24 protein-coding genes are annotated in these 23,892 nt (G+C 67.0%); 11 read left to right on the forward strand and 13 right to left on the reverse strand.

Going from position 1 to position 23,892, the window contains the following annotated elements; all coding sequences use genetic code 11:
• Positions 1 to 21 precede the first annotated feature (21 nt).
• From MF610_RS08635 to MF610_RS08680, 10 genes are read right to left on the reverse strand one after another with little or no spacing between them, the layout of a single operon-like run.
• Complete coding sequence (locus MF610_RS08635; RefSeq protein ID WP_242194908.1) at positions 22 to 2,052, reverse strand: TonB-dependent receptor; 2,031 nt, start codon at positions 2,050 to 2,052, stop codon at positions 22 to 24.
• Positions 2,053 to 2,074: 22 nt separating this feature from the next.
• The gene (locus tag MF610_RS08640) at positions 2,075 to 2,422 is read right to left on the reverse strand and encodes a HesB/IscA family protein (protein WP_055817866.1); all 348 of its coding nucleotides are present in this window, start codon (positions 2,420 to 2,422) and stop codon (positions 2,075 to 2,077) included.
• Entirely contained in the window at positions 2,422 to 2,880 is a 459-nt protein-coding gene (locus tag MF610_RS08645; protein ID WP_242194911.1) for an SUF system Fe-S cluster assembly protein, read from the reverse strand. The genes MF610_RS08640 and MF610_RS08645 overlap by 1 nt, the downstream gene beginning before the upstream one ends.
• Positions 2,877 to 4,082, reverse strand: a complete 1,206-nt coding sequence (locus MF610_RS08650; protein WP_242194912.1) for a cysteine desulfurase — start codon at positions 4,080 to 4,082, stop codon at positions 2,877 to 2,879. The genes MF610_RS08645 and MF610_RS08650 overlap by 4 nt, the downstream gene beginning before the upstream one ends.
• Positions 4,079 to 5,155, reverse strand: a complete 1,077-nt coding sequence (locus MF610_RS08655; protein WP_242194914.1) for a SufD family Fe-S cluster assembly protein — start codon at positions 5,153 to 5,155, stop codon at positions 4,079 to 4,081. The genes MF610_RS08650 and MF610_RS08655 overlap by 4 nt, the downstream gene beginning before the upstream one ends.
• Positions 5,155 to 5,898 (reverse strand): Fe-S cluster assembly ATPase SufC, encoded by a 744-nt coding sequence (sufC, locus tag MF610_RS08660; RefSeq protein WP_242194916.1) that lies wholly within the window; start codon positions 5,896 to 5,898, stop codon positions 5,155 to 5,157. The genes MF610_RS08655 and sufC overlap by 1 nt, the downstream gene beginning before the upstream one ends.
• 40 nt (positions 5,899 to 5,938) lie before the next feature.
• Positions 5,939 to 6,235 carry a hypothetical protein gene (locus MF610_RS08665; RefSeq protein WP_242194918.1) on the reverse strand — a complete coding sequence of 99 codons (297 nt, stop codon included), beginning with the start codon at positions 6,233 to 6,235 and terminating at the stop codon, positions 5,939 to 5,941.
• Positions 6,232 to 6,540, reverse strand: a complete 309-nt coding sequence (locus MF610_RS08670; RefSeq protein ID WP_242194920.1) for a hypothetical protein — start codon at positions 6,538 to 6,540, stop codon at positions 6,232 to 6,234. The genes MF610_RS08665 and MF610_RS08670 overlap by 4 nt, the downstream gene beginning before the upstream one ends.
• Positions 6,537 to 8,000, reverse strand: a complete 1,464-nt coding sequence (gene sufB / locus MF610_RS08675) for a Fe-S cluster assembly protein SufB (RefSeq protein ID WP_242194923.1) — start codon at positions 7,998 to 8,000, stop codon at positions 6,537 to 6,539. The genes MF610_RS08670 and sufB overlap by 4 nt, the downstream gene beginning before the upstream one ends.
• Positions 8,000 to 8,428 (reverse strand): SUF system Fe-S cluster assembly regulator, encoded by a 429-nt coding sequence (locus MF610_RS08680; protein WP_242194925.1) that lies wholly within the window; start codon positions 8,426 to 8,428, stop codon positions 8,000 to 8,002. Before MF610_RS08680 ends, sufB begins: the two co-directional genes overlap by 1 nt.
• A gap of 398 nt (positions 8,429 to 8,826) precedes the next feature.
• On the opposite strand from MF610_RS08680, the gene MF610_RS08685 reads away from it, so the two are divergent.
• Together MF610_RS08685 and MF610_RS08690 are read left to right on the forward strand one after the other, a co-directional pair.
• Positions 8,827 to 9,813, forward strand: a complete 987-nt coding sequence (locus tag MF610_RS08685) for a quinone-dependent dihydroorotate dehydrogenase (RefSeq protein ID WP_242194929.1) — start codon at positions 8,827 to 8,829, stop codon at positions 9,811 to 9,813.
• Positions 9,810 to 10,490: an HPP family protein gene (locus MF610_RS08690; RefSeq protein WP_242194932.1), complete on the forward strand. Its 681-nt coding sequence runs from the start codon at positions 9,810 to 9,812 to the stop codon at positions 10,488 to 10,490. The genes MF610_RS08685 and MF610_RS08690 overlap by 4 nt, the downstream gene beginning before the upstream one ends.
• A 41-nt stretch (positions 10,491 to 10,531) precedes the next feature.
• Here MF610_RS08690 and ggt read toward each other — a convergent pair whose 3' ends face one another.
• Entirely contained in the window at positions 10,532 to 12,286 is a 1,755-nt protein-coding gene (gene ggt, locus MF610_RS08695) for a gamma-glutamyltransferase (RefSeq protein ID WP_242194935.1), read from the reverse strand.
• A 101-nt stretch (positions 12,287 to 12,387) separates the two neighbouring features.
• Here ggt and MF610_RS08700 point away from each other — a divergent pair, with 101 nt between their 5' ends.
• The 5 genes from MF610_RS08700 to MF610_RS08720 all read left to right on the forward strand — a co-directional run bounded on the left by MF610_RS08700 (position 12,388) and on the right by MF610_RS08720 (position 17,123).
• Complete coding sequence (locus MF610_RS08700; RefSeq protein ID WP_242194938.1) at positions 12,388 to 14,178, forward strand: AMP-dependent synthetase/ligase; 1,791 nt, start codon at positions 12,388 to 12,390, stop codon at positions 14,176 to 14,178.
• Positions 14,175 to 14,495 (forward strand): low molecular weight protein tyrosine phosphatase family protein, encoded by a 321-nt coding sequence (locus MF610_RS08705; protein WP_242194942.1) that lies wholly within the window; start codon positions 14,175 to 14,177, stop codon positions 14,493 to 14,495. The genes MF610_RS08700 and MF610_RS08705 overlap by 4 nt, the downstream gene beginning before the upstream one ends.
• A 220-nt stretch (positions 14,496 to 14,715) precedes the next feature.
• The gene (locus MF610_RS08710) at positions 14,716 to 15,147 is read left to right on the forward strand and encodes a hypothetical protein (protein ID WP_242194945.1); all 432 of its coding nucleotides are present in this window, start codon (positions 14,716 to 14,718) and stop codon (positions 15,145 to 15,147) included.
• Positions 15,148 to 15,308: 161 nt separating this feature from the next.
• Positions 15,309 to 15,842 carry a hypothetical protein gene (locus tag MF610_RS08715; protein ID WP_242194948.1) on the forward strand — a complete coding sequence of 178 codons (534 nt, stop codon included), beginning with the start codon at positions 15,309 to 15,311 and terminating at the stop codon, positions 15,840 to 15,842.
• Positions 15,843 to 15,902: 60 nt separating this feature from the next.
• Entirely contained in the window at positions 15,903 to 17,123 is a 1,221-nt protein-coding gene (locus tag MF610_RS08720; protein WP_380870929.1) for an MFS transporter, read from the forward strand.
• A gap of 284 nt (positions 17,124 to 17,407) precedes the next feature.
• Here the strand turns inward: MF610_RS08720 and MF610_RS08725 are convergent, their stop codons facing one another.
• Positions 17,408 to 20,326 carry a M16 family metallopeptidase gene (locus tag MF610_RS08725; protein ID WP_242194954.1) on the reverse strand — a complete coding sequence of 973 codons (2,919 nt, stop codon included), beginning with the start codon at positions 20,324 to 20,326 and terminating at the stop codon, positions 17,408 to 17,410.
• Positions 20,327 to 20,430: 104 nt separating this feature from the next.
• Positions 20,431 to 21,150 carry a Crp/Fnr family transcriptional regulator gene (locus tag MF610_RS08730; RefSeq protein WP_242194959.1) on the reverse strand — a complete coding sequence of 240 codons (720 nt, stop codon included), beginning with the start codon at positions 21,148 to 21,150 and terminating at the stop codon, positions 20,431 to 20,433.
• A 141-nt stretch (positions 21,151 to 21,291) separates the two neighbouring features.
• Here MF610_RS08730 and MF610_RS08735 point away from each other — a divergent pair, with 141 nt between their 5' ends.
• From MF610_RS08735 to MF610_RS08750, 4 genes are read left to right on the forward strand one after another with little or no spacing between them, the layout of a single operon-like run.
• Positions 21,292 to 21,864 (forward strand): NifU family protein, encoded by a 573-nt coding sequence (locus MF610_RS08735; protein ID WP_242194963.1) that lies wholly within the window; start codon positions 21,292 to 21,294, stop codon positions 21,862 to 21,864.
• A complete protein-coding gene (locus tag MF610_RS08740; RefSeq protein WP_380870931.1) occupies positions 21,864 to 22,454 on the forward strand; it encodes a malonic semialdehyde reductase in 591 nt (196 codons plus the stop codon). The genes MF610_RS08735 and MF610_RS08740 overlap by 1 nt, the downstream gene beginning before the upstream one ends.
• A gap of 8 nt (positions 22,455 to 22,462) precedes the next feature.
• The gene (tsaB, locus tag MF610_RS08745; RefSeq protein ID WP_242194965.1) at positions 22,463 to 23,080 is read left to right on the forward strand and encodes a tRNA (adenosine(37)-N6)-threonylcarbamoyltransferase complex dimerization subunit type 1 TsaB; all 618 of its coding nucleotides are present in this window, start codon (positions 22,463 to 22,465) and stop codon (positions 23,078 to 23,080) included.
• Positions 23,077 to 23,559: a GNAT family N-acetyltransferase gene (locus MF610_RS08750; RefSeq protein WP_242194968.1), complete on the forward strand. Its 483-nt coding sequence runs from the start codon at positions 23,077 to 23,079 to the stop codon at positions 23,557 to 23,559. Before tsaB ends, MF610_RS08750 begins: the two co-directional genes overlap by 4 nt.
• Positions 23,560 to 23,892 lie beyond the last annotated feature (333 nt).

Here is a 23,892-nt window from a genome sequence, read left to right on the forward strand (position 1 = left end):
GCTAATCCTGACGTAAACCTCCTAGCCGCCCAGCCGGACCCCCAACCACAGCGTACGCGGCGTTGCGCGTTCGACCACGCCGTCCCCGCCGATCGCCGCCTCGACCCGTGTATCGGTCACATTCTCCGCCCGCGCCTCGAACGCCATCCAGCGGGTCGCGGGCAGCGTTGCGATCAGGTCGAGGGTGGTCGCCGCCGCCAGCCTTCGCTGGTTCGCGTCGTCCTCGAACTGGCCGGCGATATGGCGCACGGTCGCCGCGGCCTGCCATCGCGCCTGCCGCCAACCGAGCGTCGCCGAAGCACTATGCGCCGGCGTCTGTGCCGGCCGCAACCCATCGAGCGTGCCGCCGTCGCGCACACGCGCATCGGTATAGGCATAGGACAGCCGCGCCTCGACTGCACCCCAGCGGCCCGACGCGTCGACTTCCGCTCCGCGTACACGAACATGGTCAAGGTTCGCGCGACGGCGGAAGACACCCGAAGCAGAGACGAAGCCGACCCCCGGAAAGGTCCCCGGCCCGTTGGCGACGGTCACGTTGGCGATAGCGTTCCGCAAGTCGTTGGCGAAGGCCGTCGCCGCGAGCCGAATGCCGCTGTCAGGCCGCACCTCGACTCCCGCCTCGCCGCCCCACAGCGTTTCCGGCGCCAGCGCGGCATTGGCGGCGGTGGCATCGGCCCCGACGCGAAACGGACGGTAGAGTTCGTTGAGCGTCGGCAGGCGCCAGCCGCGATAGCCCGCCATCCGCAGCGTCACCGCCGGATCGGGCGTCCACGCCACGCCGGCGCGGCCGGTCGGTTGCCACCCCCGTCGGTTGGCGAAGCGCTGGTCGGTCAGCGTCGCGCCGGTCAGCGCCGCCTCCTGCAACCGGCCATCGGCGATCGTCCAGCGATCGATCCGGCCACCGGCGGTGAACAGCAGGTCTCCCGCGGTCGCGCTGGCATCGGCGAACAGCCCGGCGGTCGTGTTGCGCCCGCCTGCGACGCGGCGCCGCGTCGGACTGCCCGCGACATAGGTATAAAGCTCCTGGGTCTCGCCGGTCACGACGCGCAGGTCGCTGCCCAGCCGCAGCGACACCGCGCCGAGGGCCGGTGCGATCTCGGCCCGCCCGCCGATGCCGGTGGCGGGGACGTTATACTGGTCGAGCGTCGGCGCGGTCGATGCCCGCCCTGCCCCGACGCTGGCGAAGCGGCTGGCGAAGGCACGCGTCTGGAGATAGCCGAGCAACGACCAGCCGAGCGGCCCCCGGCCCACCAGCCGGACACTGGCATCGGCACCTTCGCTGCGATTGTGGGTGAAGTCGAGCCCGCGGTCGCGGCGGTCGGTGAAGGCGGAGACGTTCGCCTGTAGTTCGGTGGCCCTCCCCACCTGTACGACCGCGCGGGCGGCGGCGCTGGCCTGTTCGAACGGTGCGGCGCGATCGGCGGGGCCGCGATTTTCGGGGACGACGGGAATGAAACCGTCGCCGCGCGCGTACGCGCCGGACAGCGTTGCGAACCCGCCGCTGCGCGTCAGGCTGGCGGTACCACGCGCGTCGAGCGAGGCGCGGCTGCCATAGGCGAACGATCCCGATAGCGGCGACAAATCGCCGGGACCGGCGCTGTCGAGCTCGACCGTGCCAGCAAGCGCCCCGGGGCCAGCCACGCCGCTGCCTCCGCCGCGCGTGACGCGCACCCGGCCCAACCGGTCGGTGGCATAGGCCGGAAAGGCGACCCAGCCGCCGAACGGATCGGCCTGCGGCACGCCGTCGAGCAGCAGCAGCGCGCGGCTCGACGCGTTGCCGCCAAGGCCCCGTAGCGTAATCCCCTGCGACGTCGGATTGGCGCTGCGCGAATCGGAGCGGCGGAATTGCTGGAGGCCTGCGACGTCGCGCAGCACGTCCTCGACCCGGCCACTGGCCGACGACAGGATGCGGTCGCGGTCCAGCGTCACGATGTCGAACGCACGGTCGCCCGGCGCATCGGCAAGGCCTCGCCCGGTAACGACGATCTCCGGCACGTCCTGCGCTGCCGCGACGCCCGGCCAAGCGGCCAGCAACCCAAGAAAACGCCTCACACCCTACCCCTTCAGGGGACGATCAGACCGTGAAGCTTTCCCCGCACCCGCACGCGCCCTTGGCATTCGGATTGGCGAAGACGAAGCCCGCGGTGAAATCGTCCTCGACCCAGTCCATCGTCGAACCGATCAGGTAGAGGATCGATCCGCCATCGACGAAGAAGGTCCCGCCCGGCGTTTCGATCCGTTCGTCCATCGCGTTGGCGGTGGTGACGTAGTCGACCGAATAGGCAAGACCCGAACAACCGCGCCGCGGAGTCGACAGCTTGACGCCGATCGCATCTGCCGGCGCCTTCGCCATCAGGTCGGCGACACGGCGTTCGGCGTTGGCGGTCAGGTTGATCGCGGCGGGGCGGACGCGCGTGGCCATTACAGCATTCCCAGTTCGAGCTTGGCGTCGTCGGACATCTTCTGCGGGTCCCATGGCGGGTCCCAGACGAGGTTGACGTCGGCGGTCGCGACGCCCGGCACCGCCGAGACGCGCAGTTCAACCTCCGCAGGCATCGATTCCGCGACCGGACAATGCGGCGTGGTCAGCGTCATGGTCACCGCGACATGGCCGTTGTCGGCGACGTCGACGCCGTAGATCAGCCCGAGATCGTATATATTGACCGGAATTTCGGGGTCGAAGATTTCCTTGAGCGACTGGACGACCGCTTCATAAATGTCGCCGCCGGGTTCACCGGTCGAGACCGGCTCGGGCTTCTTCGCAAGGAAGTCGCCCAGATAGTCGCGACGGCGCGGTTCGTCCGCATCGGTCACGCGGGCACGGGGCGGCGACGGGACCGCCGTCACTTCCTCGACCTCGATGTGATGTTCGTTACTCATCCGAAAATCCTGCTTACCCGTTCCAGTCCGCGCACCAGCGCGTCGACATCGGCCCGTCCGTTATACACGCCAAAGCTCGCCCGCGCGGTGGCGGGGACGTCCAGCACGTCCATCAGCGGCTGCGCGCAGTGATGGCCGGCACGGATCGCGACGCGTTCCTCGTCCAAGATGGTGCCGACATCGTGCGGATGCACCCCCTCCACCACGAAACTGACGATTCCGGCGGCATCGTCCGGCCCCAGCAGCCGTACCGAATTGATCCGGCCGAGCGCCTCGCGGGTGGCGGTGACCAATGCGGTTTCATGAGCATGGATCGCGTCCAGCCCGATCCCCTCGACATAGTCGACCGCGGCGTGCAGCCCGAGCGCACCGACGATATGCGGCGTCCCTGCCTCAAACCGGGCGGGCGGCGGGGCATAGGTGGTGCGTTCGAATGTGACGCGATCGATCATCGCGCCGCCGCCCTGCACCGGTTGCATCTCGTTGAGCAGTTCGGGGCGCCCCCACAGCACGCCGATACCGGTCGGGCCGTAAAGCTTGTGCCCGGAAAAGACGTAGAAGTCGCAATCGAGCGCCGCGACGTCGACGCGCACGCGCGGCACCGCCTGGCACCCGTCGAGTAGCAGCTTCGCACCCACCGAATGGGCGATATCGGCGGCGCGGCGAGCGTCGAGCATCGAGCCGAGCACGTTCGATACATGCGCCAGCGCGACCAGCTTGTGTTCGGGCCGGATCATTGCCGCCATCGCGTCGAGATCGATCCGCCCGTCCTGCGTGAGGGGCACGACGTCGATCGCCGCCCCGATCCGCTCGGCCACCAGCTGCCACGGCACGATATTCGAATGATGCTCTAGCATCGACAGCAGTATGCGATCGCCGGCCTTAAGGTGGCGATCGGCCCAGCCCTGTGCGACGAGGTTGATCCCCTCGGTCGCGCCGCGGACGAACACGCATTCTTCCGGAGCCGCCGCGCCGATGAACGATGCCACGCGGCGGCGCGCAGCCTCATAGGCGAGCGTCATGTCGGCCGAACGCTGGTATACGCCGCGATGCACGGTGGCATAGGTCGTGTCGTACGCGCGGGTGATCGCGTCGATCACCACCTGCGGCTTTTGCGCGGTCGCGGCGGTGTCGAGATACGCCCAGCCGGCGGGGATCGCCGGAAAGTCGCTGACGCGGTCGAGGGGGGTAGTTTCGCTCAAAGGGATGCTTCCAGCCAGGTATCGGCATCGGCGGCGAACGCTTCGCGCACCGTGTCGTCGCCGATCCGGTCGAGGGCGTCGGAAACGAATGCCTTGGTCAGCAATGCCTTGGCCCGTGCTTCGCTGACACCGCGGCTGCGCAGATAGAATAGCGCACGGGCGTCGAGCTCGCCGACCGTCGCACCGTGTGCGCACTTCACGTCGTCGGCGAAGATTTCGAGTTCGGGCTTCAGGTTGACCGTAGCCGTGCGCTGCAACAGCAACCCGCGCAGCGACTGTTCGCCGTCGGTCTTCTGCGCACCGCGTGCGACTTCGACCCGGGCGGCGAGGCTAGCCTGGCTGCGGTCAGCGGCGACCGCGCGCCACGTCTGGCGGCTGGAGCCGTTCAGCGCGGCGTGGCGGACGGCGACGGCGCATTCCTGCCGCTGCTGCTCGCGGGTCAGCAGCGCACCGCCATAATCGACGAACGCGCTGTCGCCGTCGAGCGTCAGCATCGCGTCGATGCGGCTGCCCATGCCGCCCGCGCCGAGGAACTGGGTGATGAGGCTCGCCGCTTCGCCGACCACCGCTTCGTCGCGGATCGACACGAAGCCGTCCGACTGGAGCAGGCGGACGCTGCGCATCAGCCGCGCGCCGCGCTCGAGGTCGATCTGGGTCAGGCGGTTGGTCCAGCCGGTGCCAACATAGGTTTCGACGACCTGCGCCACCGCATCCTCGTCCAGCGTCAACCGCGCGGGGAGATGGCTTTCGGCGCCGGTGGCGAGGTGGACGATCTGGACCGGATCGACGATCTCGGCCGCCGACAGGTCGATCGACCAGCCCGCCGCGCCCGATGCCTGTGCGCCGAGCGGATGGGCGGTGTCGAGCGTCAGCGGCGAAAGCGCGACATGGCCGGGGGTGCTGTGCTCGAGCGCATACACGCCGTCGACAAACACGATCCGCGGACCGGGAATGCCGAGCCAATAGCTTTCGGCGGCGGGGGCGTCACCGCGCGGCGACGCCGCGGCGCTGGTCAGCGCGGCGAGGTCGGTCCAGCGCCATGCCTCCTGCGCGTTGGTGGGAAGCGTCGCCATTACGCCGCCACCGCTCCATAGCCTTCGCGCTCCAGTTCGTGCGCCAGTTCCTTGCCGCCCGAGCGCACGATGCGGCCATCGGCAAGGACGTGCACGAAGTCCGGCTGCACATAATCGAGCAGGCGCTGATAGTGGGTGATCAGGATCACGCCCTTGTCCGGCCGCCGCATGATGCGGTTGATGCCGTCGCCGACGACGCGCAGCGCGTCGATATCGAGGCCGCTGTCGGTTTCGTCGAGGATCGCGAGCTTCGGGTCGAGGATGCCCATCTGCACCATCTCGTTGCGCTTCTTCTCGCCGCCCGAAAAACCGACATTCACCGGCCGCTTCAGCATATCCATGTCCATGCCGAGGCCATCGGCCTGCGCACGCGCGAGCTTCAGGAACTCGGCGCCCGACAGCGGCTTTTCGTCGCGGGCGCGGCGCTGGCTGTTCAGGCTTTCACGCAGGAACTGGACGTTCGACACGCCCGGAATCTCGACGGGATACTGGAAGCCGAGGAACAGACCGGCGGCGGCGCGGGCATCGGCATCCATCTCCAGCAGGTCCTCGCCGGCGAAGGTCACTGACCCTTGGGTTACTTCGTAACCGGGCCGGCCGCCCAGCACATAGCCGAGCGTCGACTTGCCCGCCCCGTTCGGCCCCATGATCGCATGGACCTCGCCGGCGTTCACGCTGAGCGACAGACCTTTGAGGATTTCCTTGCCGTCGATTTCGGCGTGGAGGTTTTCGATGTTCAACATGTTCCGTCCTGTTCGTGCGACAGCAGTCGCAAATCTCGTGTTACGGCGTCTCGCCCGCGACCGGTTCGGTGCCAAACTCGGCCTCGGCGGCTTGCGGGTTGGTCAGCACCGCCTTCATTGACGCATCGATCTTGTCCAGCATGGGCGCATGGGCCTTCGCCACTTTCGCCCGCACCGGCGCGCAGGCCTTGGCCGCGTCGTCGAAGATCGCGACCCGCGCTGCGGCTTCGGCTGGCGGCTTTTCCATGCGCGCATCGGCGTTGATCCGCTCCGACAGACAGTCGGCATACGGCGCGGTCGGCGCGACCGCCTGTAGCGCCAGCAACAACGCGATCATCGTGCCACCCTCAGTTCTGCGATCCGGTCGAGGATTGCGGGCCGCCGCTCGGCGATACAGGCACCGATTTCGTCCTTTGCCGCGCGCTGCTGCCCGGCGCACCAGCCGATCGCCTCGCACCCTGCCGTCTGGATTACCGGATCGACACCCTTGGTCGTTGCCCGACAGCTCCGCAGCGTCGTCTTGCGCAGGGCGTAGTGGAATTTCGCACTACGCAGCTTGCGCCCGAGCACGACGATCTCGTCCTCGGGCGTCGCGACCGGCGCGGGCGTCTGCATCACCAAGGCAGCGGCGAATGCGATCACCCCACCGACCCTTCAAGGCTGATGCCGAGCAGCTTCTGCGCCTCGACCGCGAATTCCATCGGCAGCTGTTGCAGCACTTCGCGCGCAAAGCCGTTGACGATCAGCGCGACCGCCGCCTCCGAATCCAGGCCGCGCTGCATCGCGTAGAACATCTGGTCCTCGGAAATCTTGCTCGTCGTCGCCTCATGCTCGATCTGTGCCGAGGGGTTCTTGACCTCGATATAGGGCACGGTGTGCGCCCCGCACTGGTCGCCGAGCAGCAGGCTGTCGCACTGGGTGAAGTTGCGCACGCCTTCCGCCGAAGGACCGACGCGCACCAGCCCGCGATAGGTATTGTCGCTGCGGCCGGCACTGATCCCCTTCGACACGATGGTCGAACGCGACCTCTTGCCCAAATGGATCATCTTGGTGCCGGTATCGGCCTGCTGGCGGTTGTTGGTGACCGCGACCGAGTAGAATTCGCCGACGCTATTCTCACCCGCCAGCACGCAGGACGGGTATTTCCAGGTGATCGCCGAACCGGTCTCGACCTGGGTCCACGACACCTTGGAGTTCTTGCCCTGACACAGCGCGCGCTTGGTCACGAAGTTGTAGATGCCACCCTTCCCGTTCTCGTCGCCGGGATACCAGTTCTGGACGGTGCTGTACTTGATCTCGGCATCGTCGAGCGCGACCAGTTCGACGACCGCCGCGTGCAGCTGATTCTCGTCGCGCATCGGCGCAGTGCAGCCTTCGAGGTAGCTGACATAGCTGCCCTTGTCGGCGACGATCAGCGTGCGTTCGAACTGGCCGGTATTCTCGGCGTTGATCCGGAAATAGGTCGACAATTCCATCGGGCAGCGCACACCCTCCGGAATGTAGACGAAGGTGCCGTCCGAAAAGACCGCGCAATTCAGCGTCGCGAAGAAATTATCCCGCTGCGGCACGACCTTGCCCAGCCATTTGCGGACCAGATCGGGATATTCGCGGATCGCTTCGCTGATCGAGCGGAAGATGACGCCGGCGGCTTCCAGTTCCTTGCGAAACGTCGTCGCCACCGACACGCTGTCGAACACCGCGTCGACCGCGACCTTGCGGCTGCCCTCGACGCCGGCAAGGACCTTCTGCTCCTCGATCGGGATGCCGAGCTTCTCATAGACGCGTAGGATTTCGGGATCGACCTCGTCCAGCGAGCCGAGCTTCGGCTTGGCCTTGGGTTCGGCGTAATAATAGGCGTCCTGATAATCGATCGGATCGATGTTCAGCTTCGACCAGTCGGGCGCTTCCATCGTCTGCCACAGGCGGAACGCCTTCAGCCGCCAGTCGAGCATCCATTCCGGCTCGTTTTTCTTGGCGCTGATGTAGCGGACGGTGTCCTCGCTCAACCCCTTGGGCGCGAAGTCCTGTTCGATGTCCGAGGAGAAACCCCACTCGTACTTCTTGTTCGCGGCGGCGAGCGCCTCGGCATTCTTGGTGGCCATCACACTACCTCTTGGGGCATCGCCCCGGTGTTCGCGAGTTGGGCGAGCGTCACGCCCGCAAGCGCCCCCCGGACCACGGCGTTGACCGTGCCGGCATGGGGGCGGATCATGCAGTTCGTCTCCACCGCGCAGTCGTGGCGCGCGGCATCGACGCAGGTGGTGAGCGCGATCGGCCCCTCGATCGCCTCGATGATCTGGGCGAGATCGATCGCCTGCGGTGCGCGGGCGAGGCGGAAGCCACCGCCGGTGCCGCGTCCCGTCTCGATCAGCGCGGCGGCGGACAGGCGGCTAACCAGCTTCTGCACGGTCGGCAGCGGCAGGCCGGTTTCCTCCGCCAGCATCGTCGCCGTCACACGCGCCTCCCCACCCCGCCGCGCGGTGGCGGCGAGCAGGACGACGGCATAGTCGGCAAGGCTGGAAAGGCGCATTATTTCCTTAATCGGATCATTCCGGTCGGATTGGCATGTGGTCGTGCAGGGGCTTGAGGTCAACCGGGTTTGTTTCGATCGTTGTGATCGATTGTTGGGGCGGAGGAGGATTTGGTTTCACGCGAAGGCGCGAAGGCACGAAGAGAAGAAGCCGGTAGGGGTTCGCGCGGAGGCGCGGAGACGCGGAGGGTTGCATCTGCGGCCTCGTCTCGCGTCAGCGAGACCTTAGCTCTTCCGGCAGCCAGCAACATGAAGGCCGCTGGCGCGGCGGACCAATCCACAAACGCACCTCCTCCGCGTCTCCGCGCCTCCGCGCGAACCACTCTTCTTCGTGCCTTCGTGCCTTCGCGTGAAACCGAATCTTCCTTCCGCCGCCGGTGGCCGGTAAAGCGCCCGACATGGCCTGGTATCACCCGCTCCTTTTCGCTCTCGACGCCGAACGCGCGCATTCGCTGACGATCGCCATGCTGGAGGCGTGGGGAAAGGCCGGCGCTCCGCTTGCGCCGAAGACCGACGACCGCCACGCGGTGACGGTTGCCGGCATCCGCTTTCCCAACCCGGTCGGGCTGGCGGCGGGTGTCGACAAGGATGCGCGCGCGGTCGCCGGCTTCCTGGGGTTGGGGTTCGGGTTCGTCGAGGTCGGCACGCTGACCCCCAAACCACAGCCCGGCAACCCGAAACCGCGCATCTTCCGCCTGCCCGAGGACAGGGGCGTGGTGAACCGGCTCGGCTTCAACAATGGCGGGATCGACGCAGCGCTGACGCGGGTTGCTGCGCTCACCCCCCGTCCCGGCATCATCGGCATCAACGTTGGCGCCAACAAGGATTCGACCGACCGCATCGCCGATTACGGCACGGCCGTCGCCAAAGCCGCGCCGCTGGCCGACTATGTCACGATCAACATTTCCAGCCCGAACACACCGGGCCTGCGCGACCTGCAATCGCAGCCCGAACTGGGACAGTTGATCGCCGCCAGCGACGCCGCCCGCTATGTCGGCGCAAAGCGCGTGCCGCTGTTCCTGAAGGTCGCGCCCGATCTGTCGCGCGAGGGAATGGAGGTCGCGATCCGCGCGGCGGTCGACGGCGGGATCGATGCGCTGATCGTGTCGAACACCACCATCTCGCGGCCGCCCACGCTGCGGTCGGCGCATGCGAAGGAAACCGGCGGGTTGTCCGGTGCGCCCCTCGCCCCCCTCGCGCTCGCCAAGCTGGTCGAGGCGCGCGCGATCGCCTGCGACGCGCTCCCCCTCATTTCGGCCGGCGGAATCGGGTCGGCGGACGAGGCGCAGCGGCGGCTCGATGCCGGGGCCAGCCTCGTCCAGCTCTACAGCGCGATGGTCTATGAGGGGCCTGGGCTGGCGCGGCGGATCGTCGCGGGGCTGTGACCGACTGGTTCCAACCGCTGCTCGCCAATGCCGGATTCGGGCGGCGGGTCGTGGCGTGCATCGGCGCGGGCATCGGCATCGCGCTGACCATCCTCGTCTGCGGGCAATTCCCGTCCTATGGCAGCGACCTGCCGATCATCGTCGCACCCCTGGGCGCATCGGCGGTGCTGGTGTTCGCGGTGCCGGCCAGTCCCCTGGCGCAACCATGGCCGGTGGTCGGCGGCAACATCCTGTCGACGCTGGTCGGCGTCGCGATGTTCCGGGCGATCCCGAACGTAACCGCCGCCGCCGGGGTGGCAGTGGGTCTCGCCATTCTCGTCATGTCACTTGCGCGCTGCCTGCATCCGCCCGGCGGCGCGGCGGCGTTGACCGCGGTGATCGGCGGCGCCGGCATCCATGACGCGGGCTATGCCTTTGCCTTCGCACCGGTCGGGATCAATTCGATCGCACTGGTGGCGATCGGCATGTTCTACCACCGGATGACCGCACTCAGCTATCCGCACCAGCCGGCGTCGCCGGTCACGATTCAGGCGGCGGTGGAGCCGGGCGGGGTCCGGCTGGAGGATATCGACGCGGCACTGGCCGAGACACCGGACGCTTTCGATATCGCGCGGGAAGATTTGGCACTGCTGCTGGAGCGGGCGGAGCATTTCGCGAAGGTGCGGCGGGGAAAGTAAGCCTCTACGCATATTCGTCACCCCGGCCTGCGCGGGTGACGTTACTCCACGATCACCTTGCCCTCGCGCCGCGGATCGAACCCGCCATCGACCTTGCCGTCGCGGATGATCACCCCGTGGAGCCCCGAATCTTCGCCCTGCCCCGGCTGCAACCGCACACCGCGCGCCGCCAGCGCGCTGAGGATTTGCGGCGAGAACTTCGTCACTTCGCCCTGAAAGCTATTGCCGCGGGCGACGAGGTTGGGCAGCGCCAGCGCCTGTTGCATCGGCAGCTTCCATTCGACCGCGCCGATCAGCGACTTGCCGACATAGGCGAGGATCGCATTGCCGCCGGCCGATCCCAGCGCGCCGGCGAACTTGCCCTGCCGGTCGATCATGATCAGCGGCGTCATCGACGACCGCGGCCGCTTGCCCGGCGCCACCGCATTGGCCGCCGTCCGGCCCTGCGCATCGCGCGGCGAGAAGGCGAAATCGGTCATCTGGTTGTTGAGGAAGAAGCCGTCGACCATCCGCCCGGTGCCGAAGAAGCTCTCGACCGTCGTCGTCATCGACACGACGTTGCCCGCCGAGTCGCCCACGATGAAGTGCGACGTCCCCGCCGGTTCGCGCGTCGTATCCGCCGCCGCCGTGACCAAGCCCGCCGGCATCCCGGCCGCGGGCGCCGCCGCGGCGAACGGGCCGATCAGCTTTGCGCGTTCGGCGATATAGGCCGGCGCCAGGAGTCCTGCGACCGGCACGTTCACGAACTTAGGATCGCCGACATACAGGTCGCGATCGGCGTACATCAGCCGGCTGGCCTCGGCGAACAGGTACCAGCTCTGCGGATCGTTCGGCCCCCGCTTGTCGATGTCGGTCCGCCCGAGGATCGCGAGCAGCTCGAGCAGCCCGACCCCGCTCGACGGCGGCGGCGGGGTGCAGACGATATAGGCGCGCCAGTTGCCACACAGCGGCGCACGCTTGACCGCGCGATAGGCGGACAGGTCGGCGAGCGTCATCGTGCCCGGCAGGTCGCCACCGGTCGTCCGCGCAACGATCCGCTGCGCCGTCTTGCCGGTGTAGAGCGCGTCCGGCCCCTGTTTGGCGAGGCGACGGAGGAAATCGGCATAGTCGCCGTTCTTGATCCGGTCGCCGGTGGTGGCGAGCGCGCCGCCCTTGCCCTTGAAATAGCGGCGGACATCCTCCGCCTGCAGCTGCGGCGACTGGCCACCGAGGAACCGGCCGAGCCGGGGCGAGATGACGAAGCCCTTGCGCGCGACCTGCTCGGCATCGTCGAACAGCTGGTCCCAGGCGAGCGTACCGTGATCGGCATGCGCCTGCCCCAGCATCCGGACGGCACCCGGCACGCCGGTCGCGCGCCCGCTCAGTACCGCCTGGCCAAACGGCAGCGGCTGGCCGTCGCTGCCCAGCAGCATCGTCGGCGTGGCACCGGCAGGCGCCACTTCGCGCCCGTCATAGATTTCGACCTTGCCGGTCTTCGCATTGAAATAGGTCAGGAACGCGCCGCCGCCGAGGCCAGAGCTTTGCGGTTCGACCAGCGACAGCATCGCCTGCATGGCGATCGCCGCGTCGACGGCGCTGCCGCCGCGGCGCAGTACCGCCATCCCCGCGTCGCTGGCGATCGGATTGGCCGAGACGACGAACTTCTGCGCCTGCCCCGCGGCGGTCGGTGCCGAAGGCGACGCCTGCGCCGGCGGTGCGGCGGTGGTGGCGACGTCGTTCTTGCCGAATGACAGGACGTTGCAGCCCCCCAGCGTAACGGTGGCGAGCGCGGCGATGGTGGTGGCGAACATCTTCATGCCGTCCTTCCTACCCAAGCGCGTCGCCCCCGTCACCCGCTCTCGGGCGTTGCCGTTACGGTTCTGCCTGGCCTACACCCGGGACAGGAGAAGGATACGAAATGGCCCGGCAACTGGAACGATTCCCTAATCTGGTCGCGATGTTCTTTACGCGCGCCGCCGAACGCGGCGATGCGCCGTTCCTCTGGGCCAAGACCGGTGGCCGATGGGTGTCGACCAGCTGGGCGGAGGCGGCGCGGCAGGTCGCCAGCCTCGCCACCGCGCTGAACGCCATCGGCCTGAAACGCGGCGACCGGGTGATGCTGGTCAGTGAGAACCGTCCCGAATGGTGCATTTCCGACCTAGCGATCATGGCGGCAGGCTGCGTGACGGTGCCGACCTATGTCACCAACACCGTACGCGATCACGGCCATATCATCGAGAATTCGGGCGCCTGCGCGATCATCGTGTCGACCGAGAAGCTGGCGCGTACCGTACTGCCCGCAGCTCTCCGCGCCACCCATTCGTCGGAAAAGATCATCATGATCGAACCGATGCGGACCGCGCAGCAGGGCAGCCTCGAATTCCACGACTGGCGCGACCTGATCGCGCAGCATCCCGCCGACCCGGCGATGATCGCGGCGGCGGCGGATTTTCAGCGCGAGGACCTTGCCTGCATCATCTACACGTCGGGCACCGGCGGTTCCCCGCGCGGCGTCATGCAGCATCACGGCGCGATCCTGCACAACGTCAATGGCTGCTGCACCGTGATTTCGGAAGATTTCGGCTGGGACGACGAAGTTTTCCTGTCGTTCCTGCCCTTGAGCCACGCATACGAACATACCGGCGGACAGCATTTCCCGATCGGGCTGGGCGGGCAGATTTATTATAGCGAGGGCCTCGACAAACTGGCGAGCAATATCGAGGAAGTGCGCCCGACGATCATGGTCGTCGTCCCCCGCCTGTTCGAGGTGCTGCGCACGCGGATCACCAAGACCGTGCAGAAACAGGGCCGCGTGTCGTCATGGCTGCTCGACCGCGCCGTCGCGATCGGCGGCAAGGAAAACGGCCCGTCGCTGCTCGACCGCCCGACCAAGCTGCTGGTCGATACGCTGTTGAAACCCAAGGTCGGCAAGCGCTTCGGCGGCCGGTTGAAGGCAATGGTGTCCGGTGGCGCGCCGCTCAACCCCGAAGTCGGCGGGTTCTTTCAGTCGCTCGGCCTTACCTTCCTGCAAGGTTATGGCCAGACCGAGGCTGCACCAGTCATTTCGTGCAACCGCCCGGCGGCGGGGATCAAGATGGACACGGTCGGCCCGCCGCTCGCCGAAACCGAGGTCCGCATTGCCGAGGACGGCGAAATCCTGGTCCGCGGCGAACTGGTCATGCACGGCTATTGGCGCAACGAGGTCGAGACCGCGCGGGTGCTCAAGGACGGCTGGCTCCATACCGGCGACATCGGCGAGATCGACGCGAAAGGCCGCATCCGCATCACCGATCGCAAGAAGGACATCATCGTCAACGACAAGGGCGACAATGTCGCCCCGCAAAAGGTCGAGGGGATGCTGACGCTGCAGGACGAGATCGCGCAGGCGATGATCGCGGGCGACCGGCGGCCGTACATGGTCGCGGTCATCGTGCCCGATGCCGAATGGACCCAGAAATTCTGTGCGAAGGGCGGCGCGCGGTGCGACTTCGCCCGGCTGCGCGAAGACAGCGACTATCGCGCCGCACTGGGCGCGGCGGTCGAGCGGGTGAACAAGGATTTGTCGGTCACCGAACGCATCCGCCGCTTCATCATCGCCGACGAACCCTTCGCGATCGAGAACCAGCAGCTGACGCCGAGTTTGAAGATCCGGCGGCATGTGCTCAAGGAAGTCTATGGCGAACGGCTGGACGCTTTGTACCGGGGGTGAGAAACTGGCTGTTCGTGTGCAGCCGCAACCGGCTGCGCAGCCCGACCACCGAGGCGATGTTCGGCGACCTGCCCGACACTGAAACCGCGTCGGCCGGCACCAGTCCCGACGCCGACAATCCGTTAACAAGCGAACTGATCGAATGGGCCGACACGATCTTCGTCATGGAACGCGCGCATCGGACGCGGGTTCAGCGGCGCTTTCGTCGGCATCTGAACGGCAAGCGGGTCATCTGCCTTGATATTCCCGACGATTATGCGTGCATGGACCCGGCACTAATGGCGTTGCTGACAAAGCGCATGGCCCGGTTTGTGTGACGTCGGACGGCCAAAGTTCACTAAGTTCACACTAATGGGCGTTTCGCGCGTCACGGGAGCGTATGCGGCGCGGCGGTGGATCGACGGTGAGACAGAGCCTCAGTCGGCATCGCACGATACGGGGATTGTAGGAAAGCGGTTCGTTAACCATCCTGTGCGACCATTACGGCGACGCAAGGATGGGACGCCGACCATGATCAACGCCATCGGACTGGATCGGATGACGACACCCGCGGCGCGGTTGGGTACGGCGGCGAGCGGCATAGCCAGCTTCGCCGCGACGTTCGACATGCTGACCGCTCCCTCTTTCACCATCAGCCACCCTGCCCCGGTACGCGAGAGCGAGCAGACGACCGCCGTGAATGCCGACACCGATCGGCTGGACGCAGCGCTTGCCGCGTTCAAGAAGAAAATGTCGATGACCCCGGCGGAGCGCGTCCGGCGCGACGTGCTGAAGAGCATGAACCTGACCGAGGAAGCGGTCGAGGCACTGCCGCCCGAGGAGCGGGCCGAGATCGAACAGAAGGTCGCGATGGAAGTCGCCCGGCGGGTGAAGGTGATGGAGGGCGGCGGGAGTGGCACGAACCTGTCGAGAGCAGGCATGATTGCGACGCCCGGATGCCGGAATGAGCCGAGCGATCCGATCGGGTGAAATGACGCGAAATCGCGGGCTGTTCCGATCTCGACTACGAAGTCATGCCAACTTCCATGTGACTTCCGGTAGTAGTGATAGCGTGATACTATTTTCCCCACAGTTTCGGGGGAGATATTAATATGCGGAGCATTGTAATCCGGTCGATAGGTTTCACTGTAATGTTTGTCGCAGGAGCGATGGCACTGGGCCCAGCCAATGGACAGAGCGACCCGAGCAACGACGATCGACCCATCCTCGGGGCATCCATGCTCAATCGCGGTGCAGAATCTTACGGAAAAACTCCTTTATTCAAGAAAATCAGCACAGCCGTCAGAGCCGCCCGATTAGGCAACACCGACGAATTTTTCGCGCTACTGGCTCCGAAGGCAGCGGCCGAGTTATCGCACGATGAGGGCGAACGCAAAGTCGTACCCCTCAGCCCCCAGATACTTCAGTCCATAGCCAGCAATTGCCGTGGTCCGTTCCCGATCGGAGAACGGCCGTCATGGATACAGTTCTCCTTCATCTGCAATCCGGACGCGAAGACATCCTTGGCAACTTGTATCCACTTCGTGAACACTCCAGAACTCACCATGACGGCTGGATTTAAAAATGGCCGGATGCTTTGGCTCGATGCGTTTGAGGTTCCCGTGGTACCCGGACGGCGCTATGTCGCGATGGATGCATATCAGCACGCAACCGATCGGAAATAGGCGGTGAATCGAGCGTTACGCATAGCTATTCATCGTTGAACTCGTCCCACCTCTTCCCATATGGCCCGCTTGAAATGCTGCGATGCAGCAAGGAGCGTGCCTGTGACCCCGACCCGTAACCCTGCCCTTGTCCACTTGGCACTCGCGCTGGGTGGGTTCGCGATCGGGACGACCGAGTTCGCGACGATGAGCCTCGTGCCGTTCTTTGCGCCGGGCCTCGGTATCGACGAGCCGACGGCGGGGCATGTGATCAGCGCCTATGCCCTGGGCGTGGTGGTCGGTGCGCCGCTGCTGGCGGTGCTGACCGCGCGGATGGCGCGGCGGACGGTGTTGATCGCGTTGATGGCGTGTTTTGGGATCGCCAATGCCGCCAGTGCGCTGGCGCCGACCTATGAAGCGATGCTGGTCGCGCGTTTTTTCAGCGGATTGCCGCATGGTGCCTATTTCGGGATCGCGGCGCTGGTCGCTGCTTCGCTGGTGCCGGTGGAGAAACGGGCGCAGGCGATCGGACGGGTCATGCTGGGGCTGACGACCGCGACGATCGTCGGTGTGCCGTTGGCCAACGCACTGGGGCAGGCGATCGGATGGCGCTGGGGCTTTGGGGTGGTCGCGGTGCTGGCCGCCGCGACGATGGCGATGGTCGCGTGGGTCGCGCCGCGTGATCGGCCGGACCGCTCGGCCAGCCCGATGGCGGAGCTGAGCGTGCTGCGCTCGGGCCAATTGTGGCTGACGCTCGGCATCGGCGCGATCGGCTTTGGCGGCATGTTCGCGGTCTATACCTATCTCGCCTCGACCCTGATCGAAGTGACCGGGGCCGGTCCGGCAATGGTGCCGGTGGTGCTGGCGGTGTTCGGCATCGGCATGACCATCGGCAACCTGATCGTGCCGCGCTTCGCGGATCGCGCACTGATGCCGACCGCAGGCGGGTTGCTGCTGTGGAGCGCCGCGACGCTGGCACTCTATCCGCTGGCGGCGGGGCAGTTGTGGTCGATGCTGGCGATTGTGTTCCTGATCGGCATTGGCGGGGCGCTTGGCACGGTGCTGCAGACGCGGTTGATGGACATTGCCGAGAACGGCCAGAGCCTTGCCGCATCGCTCAACCATTCGGCGTTCAACACCGCCAATGCGATCGGGCCATGGGCTGGCGGACTGGCGATCGCTGCGGGCTATGGCTGGACGTCGACCGGGGTGGTCGGGGCGGCGCTGGCGCTGGGCGGGTTTGCGATCTGGGGGCTGGCGGTGCTGGCCGGGGCGCCGGTTCGACGGGTGGCCGAGGCGTAAGAAGGTTTGATTCACGCGAAGGCGCGAAGACGCGAAGAAGGTTCGTTCTCCGTAGCGTCCCCCGCGCCAGCCGCCTCGTCGCTTGGCTGTCCTGTCGCGTAAGGTCTTCCGTTCGCGGACCGCTCGCCCGGAACGCAGCCCCTCCGCGTCTTCGCGCCTTCGCGTGAACCCATTTCTTCTGAACACGAAAGGGGCACCCGCCACCGGTTCGTGTGCGGGCGCCCCCCTCCACCATTCGCTTCGCGAACGGTCCCCCTCCCCATGGAACGGGGAGGATCTTTTCCTTACTTCTTCTCGGGCAGGACCTGCATCGACCAGTCCTTCGACGGGACCAGATATTTCGCCGCCAGCGCCTGCAACTCGGCCGGGGTGGTCCCGCGGATGTCGTTGATGATGCCGGGGATCGCCGCCAGCCGCGCCGGATCGCGCGTGCCGCCGGCGGTCTGGTTCATCCAGAACATGTTGCCGCTCGACATGCGCGCGACCATCTGGATCACCGGCAGCTTGGCGCGGTCCAGTTCGTCCTCGGGCACCGGCGTCTTGACCAGGTCGGCGGCCAGCTCCCGCGCCAGCTGGAAGAAGAAGCCGGTCTTGTCGGGCGGCACCATGCCGATCGCCATGATCCGCCCGCCACCGGGCAGGCCGACCGGCCAGCCATTGTCGACGTTGGGCGAATAGCTGACCCCCGCCTGGCTGCGCAGCCGGTCGAGCAGCCGGTCGCGGAACACCGCGGCCAGCACCTCCAGCTTGCGGCTTTCGGTCAGCCCGGCGCTGCCGGCACCGGTCGGCCATGCGATCGCCGCCGCTGCCTGATTGGGCTGGCCGCTATGCGTGCGCGTCACCGGAGCGGCAATATGATCGGGGAAGCGGACCGGCGGCAGCGGCGTAGTGGCGGGCGTGCGCGGCGTCATCGCGCCGATCGTCGCCGCGACCGCATCGATCGCCGCCTGCTGCGGCACGTCGCCGAACACCTGCACCTCGATCGGACCCGAGGCGAGCAGCGGCGCCCACAGCGCCTTGAACGCTGCCGGGGTCAGTGCCTCGACCTCCTTGCGATCGGGCGTGCCCCAGCGCGGATCGCCGGCATGGAGCAGTCCGTCGAGATCGCGCGCCATCACCCCGTCGGGCGAGGCGCCGAGCGCGTCGTAGCTGGCCAGCATCACCGCGCGGGCACGGGCGACCGGCGCCGGGTCCCATGCCGGTGACTGGAGCTTCGCCGCGATCAGCTTCAGCTGGTCGGTCAGGTCGGCGGCGGTCGTGACGCCGGACAGGGTGAACGCGTCGTCGCCCATGCCGAACGACAGCCCGATCTGCCGCCCGCCGGTCAGCCGGTCGAGCTCTTCCTGCCCTAATACACCCTTGGGCGTCTGGATGCCCGAGGCGACCAGCGCGAGATCGGCGGCGAACGCCGGGGTGCGGCGATCGGTCGGCAGCGCGTTCAGCCCGCGGCCGAAGCGGACGCTGACATAGACCTTGCCCGTCTCCGATTCATTGGGGAACAGCAGCAGCGACGACCCGTTGGCGAAGTCGACGCGTTCGACCGGCGGATCGGCCAGCGCCATGCTACGCGTGGTGATCGCGCCGGGCTTGCCCAGCGGGGCCAGCCGGTCGAAGCCGATCGCCGCCTGTCCGCGGCGTTTGGCGGCGGTGCCGGCGACCTTTTCGGTCAGCGCGGCGGTCAGCTTCGTCTGGGCGGTCGGGTCGGGCACGCGGCTGTTCAGGATCGCGCGGGTGGCGGTGCCTTCGAACACCTTTTTCGTCGCCGCCTGCACGCGCGCCGGGGTGAAAAACTTCTTCGTCACCGCGCCTTCGAAGATGCGCAGCGACGTTTCGGGTCCGGCGACCGTTTCGCGGATATCGGTCGCGGAGATGAGGTTGTCGGCCAGCAGCGCGCCGGCGGTCACGGGTGCGGTGCGAACCTCGTTCTCCATGCCCGCCCGGATTTCGGCGACTTCGCGGTCGATCTCGGCCTGGGTCGGGGGGGTGCGCATCGCGTCGGCGATCGACTGGCGCACGTCGCGCAGCGCCGCCGCCCAGTCGTCGCCCAGCGGGAGGATCGACAGCTGGGTGATGTTGGCGGAGCGTGACACGTCGTCGAGGTTCGCACCCGCGGAGATATAGCTGCCCCCGGCGCGCGCGCGGCTTTCCAGCCGTCGGTTGAGGATACGGAGTGCGATCTGGTCGATCATCCGCTCTTGGTTGAACAGGATGGTGTCGTCCCCGACGGTCCACGGCCGCAGCACCGCCATCTGCACCAGCGTCGGCATGGTCGGTTCGCTGACCACCGCCGCGACCGGCTCGTTCGCCTTGGGCGATCCGAATTTGGGGTCGGCGGGCGACGGGCCATTGCCCTGCCAGGCCGAGAAATGCTTCTTCACCATCGCTTCGAGGATGGCGGGATCGGCGTCGCCGGCGATGACGATTATTGCGCGGTCTGGGCGGTACCAGCGGTCGTGGAACTTCTTTACACTGTCGGCGGTCGCCGATTGCAGCGTGTCGACGTTGCCGATCGGCGAGCGGTCGGACAGCGGCTGCCCGGCGAAGAACAGCGCGCGCACCGCGTCGCCGAAGCGCACCTGCGGGCCCGGCTGCTCGCGCTGTTCGGAGAGGACCACCGGCCGTTCGGCATCCAGCGCCGCCTGGCTGAGCGTCGGTTCGGCCATCATCCCCGACAGGATCTTCATGCTCTCGTCCAGACCCGCAGGCGTCGCAGAGGGCAGGTCGAGCTTATATACGGTCTGCGTAAAACTGGTCGAGGCGTTGCTGTCCGAACCGAAGGTAACGCCCAGACGCTGCCACACCCGTTTCGATTCGCCGTCGGGCACATGGACCGATCCGCGGAAGGTGAGGTGTTCGATCAGGTGCGCGAAGCCACGCTCGCTGTCGGTTTCCATCAATGAACCGGTGCCGATCGCGACGCGGATCGCGACCTGCCCCGGCGGCACGCCATTCTTGCGCACGGCATATTTCAGGCCGTTGGACAGCACGCCGTAGGTCCACGTCCGGTCAGGCGGAATGTCGCTGCCCTTGAACAGCCACGGCGTGTCCGGCCCCTGGGCCACCGGTTCCAGCGGCGGAAGCTGGCGCGCGGGCGCCGGTGAGGCGGGCACGGGCGATGCGGGCGGGGTCTGCGCGGCGAGCGGCGCGGCGATCAGGGCCAGGGTCGTGAAGCCACCCGTGGCCAGTCGATACAGGGATGCCATGCGCCAAGGTGTAGCGTCGTTGCAACGCCGCGACCAGTATCGACGCGCCGGTGGAAATATAAAGCTGTAACCGCCCGTGCGTTCAGCCCCGGCTCAGCTTTACGCTACCGCTCCTCCCGCCGCAGATAGAGGTAGGAATCGTCGAATTCGGCGAGCGAGCGCAGGCCGGCAAGGTCCTGGATCGATGCCCGCCGCCCGCGAAACGCCATCAGCCCGCGTTCGCGCAGCTCGCGCAGCGTGCGGTTGACATGGACCGGGGTCAGGCCGGTGCAGTCCGACAGGTCGGCCTGTGTCAGCGGCAGCGCAAAGCCGGTATCGTCGGCCTGCCCGATCAGCCCCAGCCGCACATGCAGCTCGCAGATCAGATGCGCGATCCGCTGGATCGCGGTCCGCCGGCCGAGCGACAATTCCCATTCGCGATGGATCGCGGCGTCGAGCGCGGTGATGAACCAATAGACCCGCGCCAGATGGGGATGCTTCTCGGTAATCTCGGTCAGCTTCGTATGCGGGACCAGCACGACGCGGCACGGTGTCAGGGTCATGACGTTATGATCGAGCTGTTTCAGCGAGAAGCTGTGCAGGTCGAGAAAGTCGCCCGCGACGTGCAGTTCGGTGATCTGCCGTTCGCCGCCCGGCAGGTCCTTGTACCGGCACATGAGGCCTTCGAGCAGCAACGTGCTGGCATTCAACCGTTCGCCGGCGCGGATACAGGTATGGTGGGCCGGCAGGTCGCGCACCTCGCCCAACGATGCCCGGATGACCGCTTCTTCCTCCGGCGATATCGTGTCGCGTGCGCGCAGCTTCGCCAGATGCGTTTCGATCACCGGTCGTCATCCCCCTCGTCAGATCGTTACGGCTGGTAACGCACTGCAGCGACGGAGGCAACGCGGCCATACCAAAGGGGGAACGCAGCGTTTCCTGTGGCTGCCCTTGATCCCCCGAGCCCATGCCGCCACATGGGCGGCATGTTGATCGAAACCGAATCCACGCCCAATCCGGCGACGTTGAAGTTCCTGCCGGGGCAGATCGTCATGGATGCCGGCACCCGCGATTTCGCGAGCCCGGAAGAGGCGGAGGCCTCGCCGCTCGCCACGCAGCTGTTCGCATTGGGCGACGTCGTCGGCGTGTTCTTCGGCCGCGATTTCGTGTCGGTGACCAAGGCGCCGGGCAGCGAATGGGCCGACCTGAAGCCCGACGTGCTGGCGCTGCTGCTCGACCATTTCGGCGGGCGGATGCCATTGTTCCACGCGACCGGCAGCGCCGGTTTCTCGGTCCCGGCCGAGGAGAGCTTTTCCGACAATCCGGAAGACGCCGATATCGTCGAACAGATCAAGGAACTGATCGAGACGCGGGTACGCCCGGCGGTCGCAAACGACGGCGGCGACATCGTCTATCGTGGGTTCGACCAGGGCAAGGTCTACCTCCAGCTGCAGGGTGCCTGTGCAGGGTGCCCGTCCTCCAGCGCGACGCTGAAGAACGGTATCGAACAGCTGCTGAAATATTATGTCCCCGAAGTCACGGAGGTTCGTGCAGTCTGATGTCCAAGCTCGACGACCAAGCGCTCGACACGCTGTTCCGCAGCGCCCGCACCTATAATCATTATACCGACCAGCCGGTCGACGACGCGACGCTGCACTCGATCTGGGACCTGGTGAAATGGGGCCCGACCAGCGCGAACCAGCTGCCCGCGCGGATCGTGTGGTGCACGTCGGAAGAGGCGAAGGAACAGCTGGCGGCGTGTGCGACCGGCACCAATCCCGACAAGATCCGCGCCGCGCCGGTGACCGCGATCATCGGCATGGACACCGAGTTCCACGAGTATCTGCCCGAGTTGTTCCCCCATGCCGATGCGAAGGCGTGGTTCGACGGCAATGCCGAGCTGCGTCAGGCATCGGCGTTCCGCAATTCGTCGTTGCAGGGCGGGTATCTGATCCTCGCCGCGCGTGCGCTGGGCCTCGATACCGGGCCGATGTCCGGGTTCGATGCCGGTGCGGTCGACAAGGCATTCTTTGCCGACACGCCTTCGGTGCACGCCAATTTCATCACGACGCTGGGCTATGGCGATCGCGAGACGCTGTACCCACGCTCGCCGCGGCCCGATTTCGCCAAGTTCAACCGGATCGCCTGACGCCGATCGTGCGCACGCTGGTCATCGAAACCGCCACTGCCGCCTGTTCGGTCGCGTTGATCGACGACGGCGTGGTGATCGCGCGCGACCATGTCGTGGTCGGGCGCGGCCATGCCGAGCGGCTGGTACCGATGATCGCCGCGCTGCCGGGTGAAGGCCGCGCCGACGCGATCCTCGTCGATTGCGGGCCGGGCAGCTTTACCGGCGTGCGCGTCGGGCTGGCAGCGGCGCGGGGCCTCGGCATAGGTTGGGGCGTACCGGTCAGCGGCTATTCGTCGCTGGCGTCGATCGCCGCCGCGGCGCTGGCCGAGCAACCGGGCGACGCGATCGTCGCGGTGCTCGACGGCGGCCATGGCGAGGTGTTCCAGCAGGGATTCGATGCCGACCTGACGTCTGACGGGCCGGCGGTGTCGCGCAAGCCGGCCGACGCCATCGCCGCGCTGGCGGGACGCCGCGTCGTCGGACAGGGGCTGGCGCGATTGCGTACGGTCGACGACCGCCTGCCCGACGACGACCGGTTGCCCGATGCCGCCGACGCGCTGCTGCTGCCCGAAGCACAACGGACGCTGCCCCCCGCCCCGCTGTACGGCCGCGCGCCCGATGCGGTGCCGAGCGTCCGCGCATGAGCGACACCCGCGACGCCATCGCGATCGGCGACGGCACCGCCGCCGATATCGCGGCGGTCGATGCGGTGATGCAGGCGGCGTTCGACCCGCGCTTCGGCGAGGCGTGGACGCAGGCGCAATGCCTGGGGATGCTGTCGCTGCCCGGCGTGTGGCTGACGCTGGCGCATGACGACGAATTGCTGGTCGGCTTTGCACTGACCCGTGCCATCGCCGGCGATGCCGAACTGCTGCTGATCGCGGTGCGGCCCGACCATCGCGGGCGAGGCATCGGGCGCGCGCTGTTGCGGCGGGCGATCGCCGATGCCGCGAAGCGCGGTGCGGGGCGCCTGTGCCTCGAAATGCGGGCGGGGAACGATGCGACCCGGCTGTATGTCGGCGAAGGCTTCGTCCAGTGCGGCGAACGGCGCGACTATTATGCCGGGCGCAGCGGCGAACGGTTCGACGCGCATACCTATGTCCGGCCGATCCCGCTGGGCTAGCGCCTGATCCATTCCGGTTGGGCCATACGTCCTCCCGGCGCAATATGGGACCTTCCCTTGCAGTGCGGGACAGGCGCCGCTTGAGGCCCCGAGCGTCGTTGGGGTGATGGTTCCGTTCGGGTCGATCAAACTCCAGCGCGGATCGATCTCCGACGACCACGAAGGTTCGTCATTCCCGCGCAGGCGGGGATCCATACACGCCAAAGTTTCGGCTGAAGTCGCGACGCTGGCGCTTATGGACTCCCGCCTGCGCGGGAGTGCGAAAGAGGGCGGAAAAGGCTGGAGTCCCCTCGAGCTACTGTTGCATGCCATCATCCGAAAATTTCAGCCTTC

Origin of the sequence: Sphingomonas hankookensis (assembly GCF_022664465.1) — a bacterium.
In the GTDB taxonomy this organism is placed as follows: Bacteria; Pseudomonadota; Alphaproteobacteria; order Sphingomonadales; family Sphingomonadaceae; genus Sphingomonas; species Sphingomonas hankookensis.

Excerpts from the sequence above, each read along its gene's own strand:
- MF610_RS08640 (WP_055817866.1), bottom strand. The coding sequence starts at position 2,422 with ATGGCCACGCGCGTCCGCCCCGCCGCGATCAACCTGACCGCCAACGCC.
- MF610_RS08645 (WP_242194911.1), bottom strand. The coding sequence starts at position 2,880 with ATGAGTAACGAACATCACATCGAGGTCGAGGAAGTGACGGCGGTCCCG.
- MF610_RS08655 (WP_242194914.1), bottom strand. The coding sequence starts at position 5,155 with ATGGCGACGCTTCCCACCAACGCGCAGGAGGCATGGCGCTGGACCGAC.
- sufC (WP_242194916.1), bottom strand. The coding sequence starts at position 5,898 with ATGTTGAACATCGAAAACCTCCACGCCGAAATCGACGGCAAGGAAATC.
- MF610_RS08665 (WP_242194918.1), bottom strand. The coding sequence starts at position 6,235 with ATGATCGCGTTGTTGCTGGCGCTACAGGCGGTCGCGCCGACCGCGCCG.
- sufB (WP_242194923.1), bottom strand. The coding sequence starts at position 8,000 with ATGGCCACCAAGAATGCCGAGGCGCTCGCCGCCGCGAACAAGAAGTAC.
- MF610_RS08680 (WP_242194925.1), bottom strand. The coding sequence starts at position 8,428 with ATGCGCCTTTCCAGCCTTGCCGACTATGCCGTCGTCCTGCTCGCCGCC.
- MF610_RS08685 (WP_242194929.1), top strand. The coding sequence starts at position 8,827 with ATGGCCTGGTATCACCCGCTCCTTTTCGCTCTCGACGCCGAACGCGCG.
- ggt (WP_242194935.1), bottom strand. The coding sequence starts at position 12,286 with ATGAAGATGTTCGCCACCACCATCGCCGCGCTCGCCACCGTTACGCTG.
- MF610_RS08700 (WP_242194938.1), top strand. The coding sequence starts at position 12,388 with ATGGCCCGGCAACTGGAACGATTCCCTAATCTGGTCGCGATGTTCTTT.
- MF610_RS08710 (WP_242194945.1), top strand. The coding sequence starts at position 14,716 with ATGACGACACCCGCGGCGCGGTTGGGTACGGCGGCGAGCGGCATAGCC.
- MF610_RS08715 (WP_242194948.1), top strand. The coding sequence starts at position 15,309 with ATGTTTGTCGCAGGAGCGATGGCACTGGGCCCAGCCAATGGACAGAGC.
- MF610_RS08720 (WP_380870929.1), top strand. The coding sequence starts at position 15,903 with ATGGCCCGCTTGAAATGCTGCGATGCAGCAAGGAGCGTGCCTGTGACC.
- MF610_RS08725 (WP_242194954.1), bottom strand. The coding sequence starts at position 20,326 with ATGGCATCCCTGTATCGACTGGCCACGGGTGGCTTCACGACCCTGGCC.
- MF610_RS08735 (WP_242194963.1), top strand. The coding sequence starts at position 21,292 with ATGTTGATCGAAACCGAATCCACGCCCAATCCGGCGACGTTGAAGTTC.
- MF610_RS08740 (WP_380870931.1), top strand. The coding sequence starts at position 21,864 with ATGTCCAAGCTCGACGACCAAGCGCTCGACACGCTGTTCCGCAGCGCC.
- MF610_RS08750 (WP_242194968.1), top strand. The coding sequence starts at position 23,077 with ATGAGCGACACCCGCGACGCCATCGCGATCGGCGACGGCACCGCCGCC.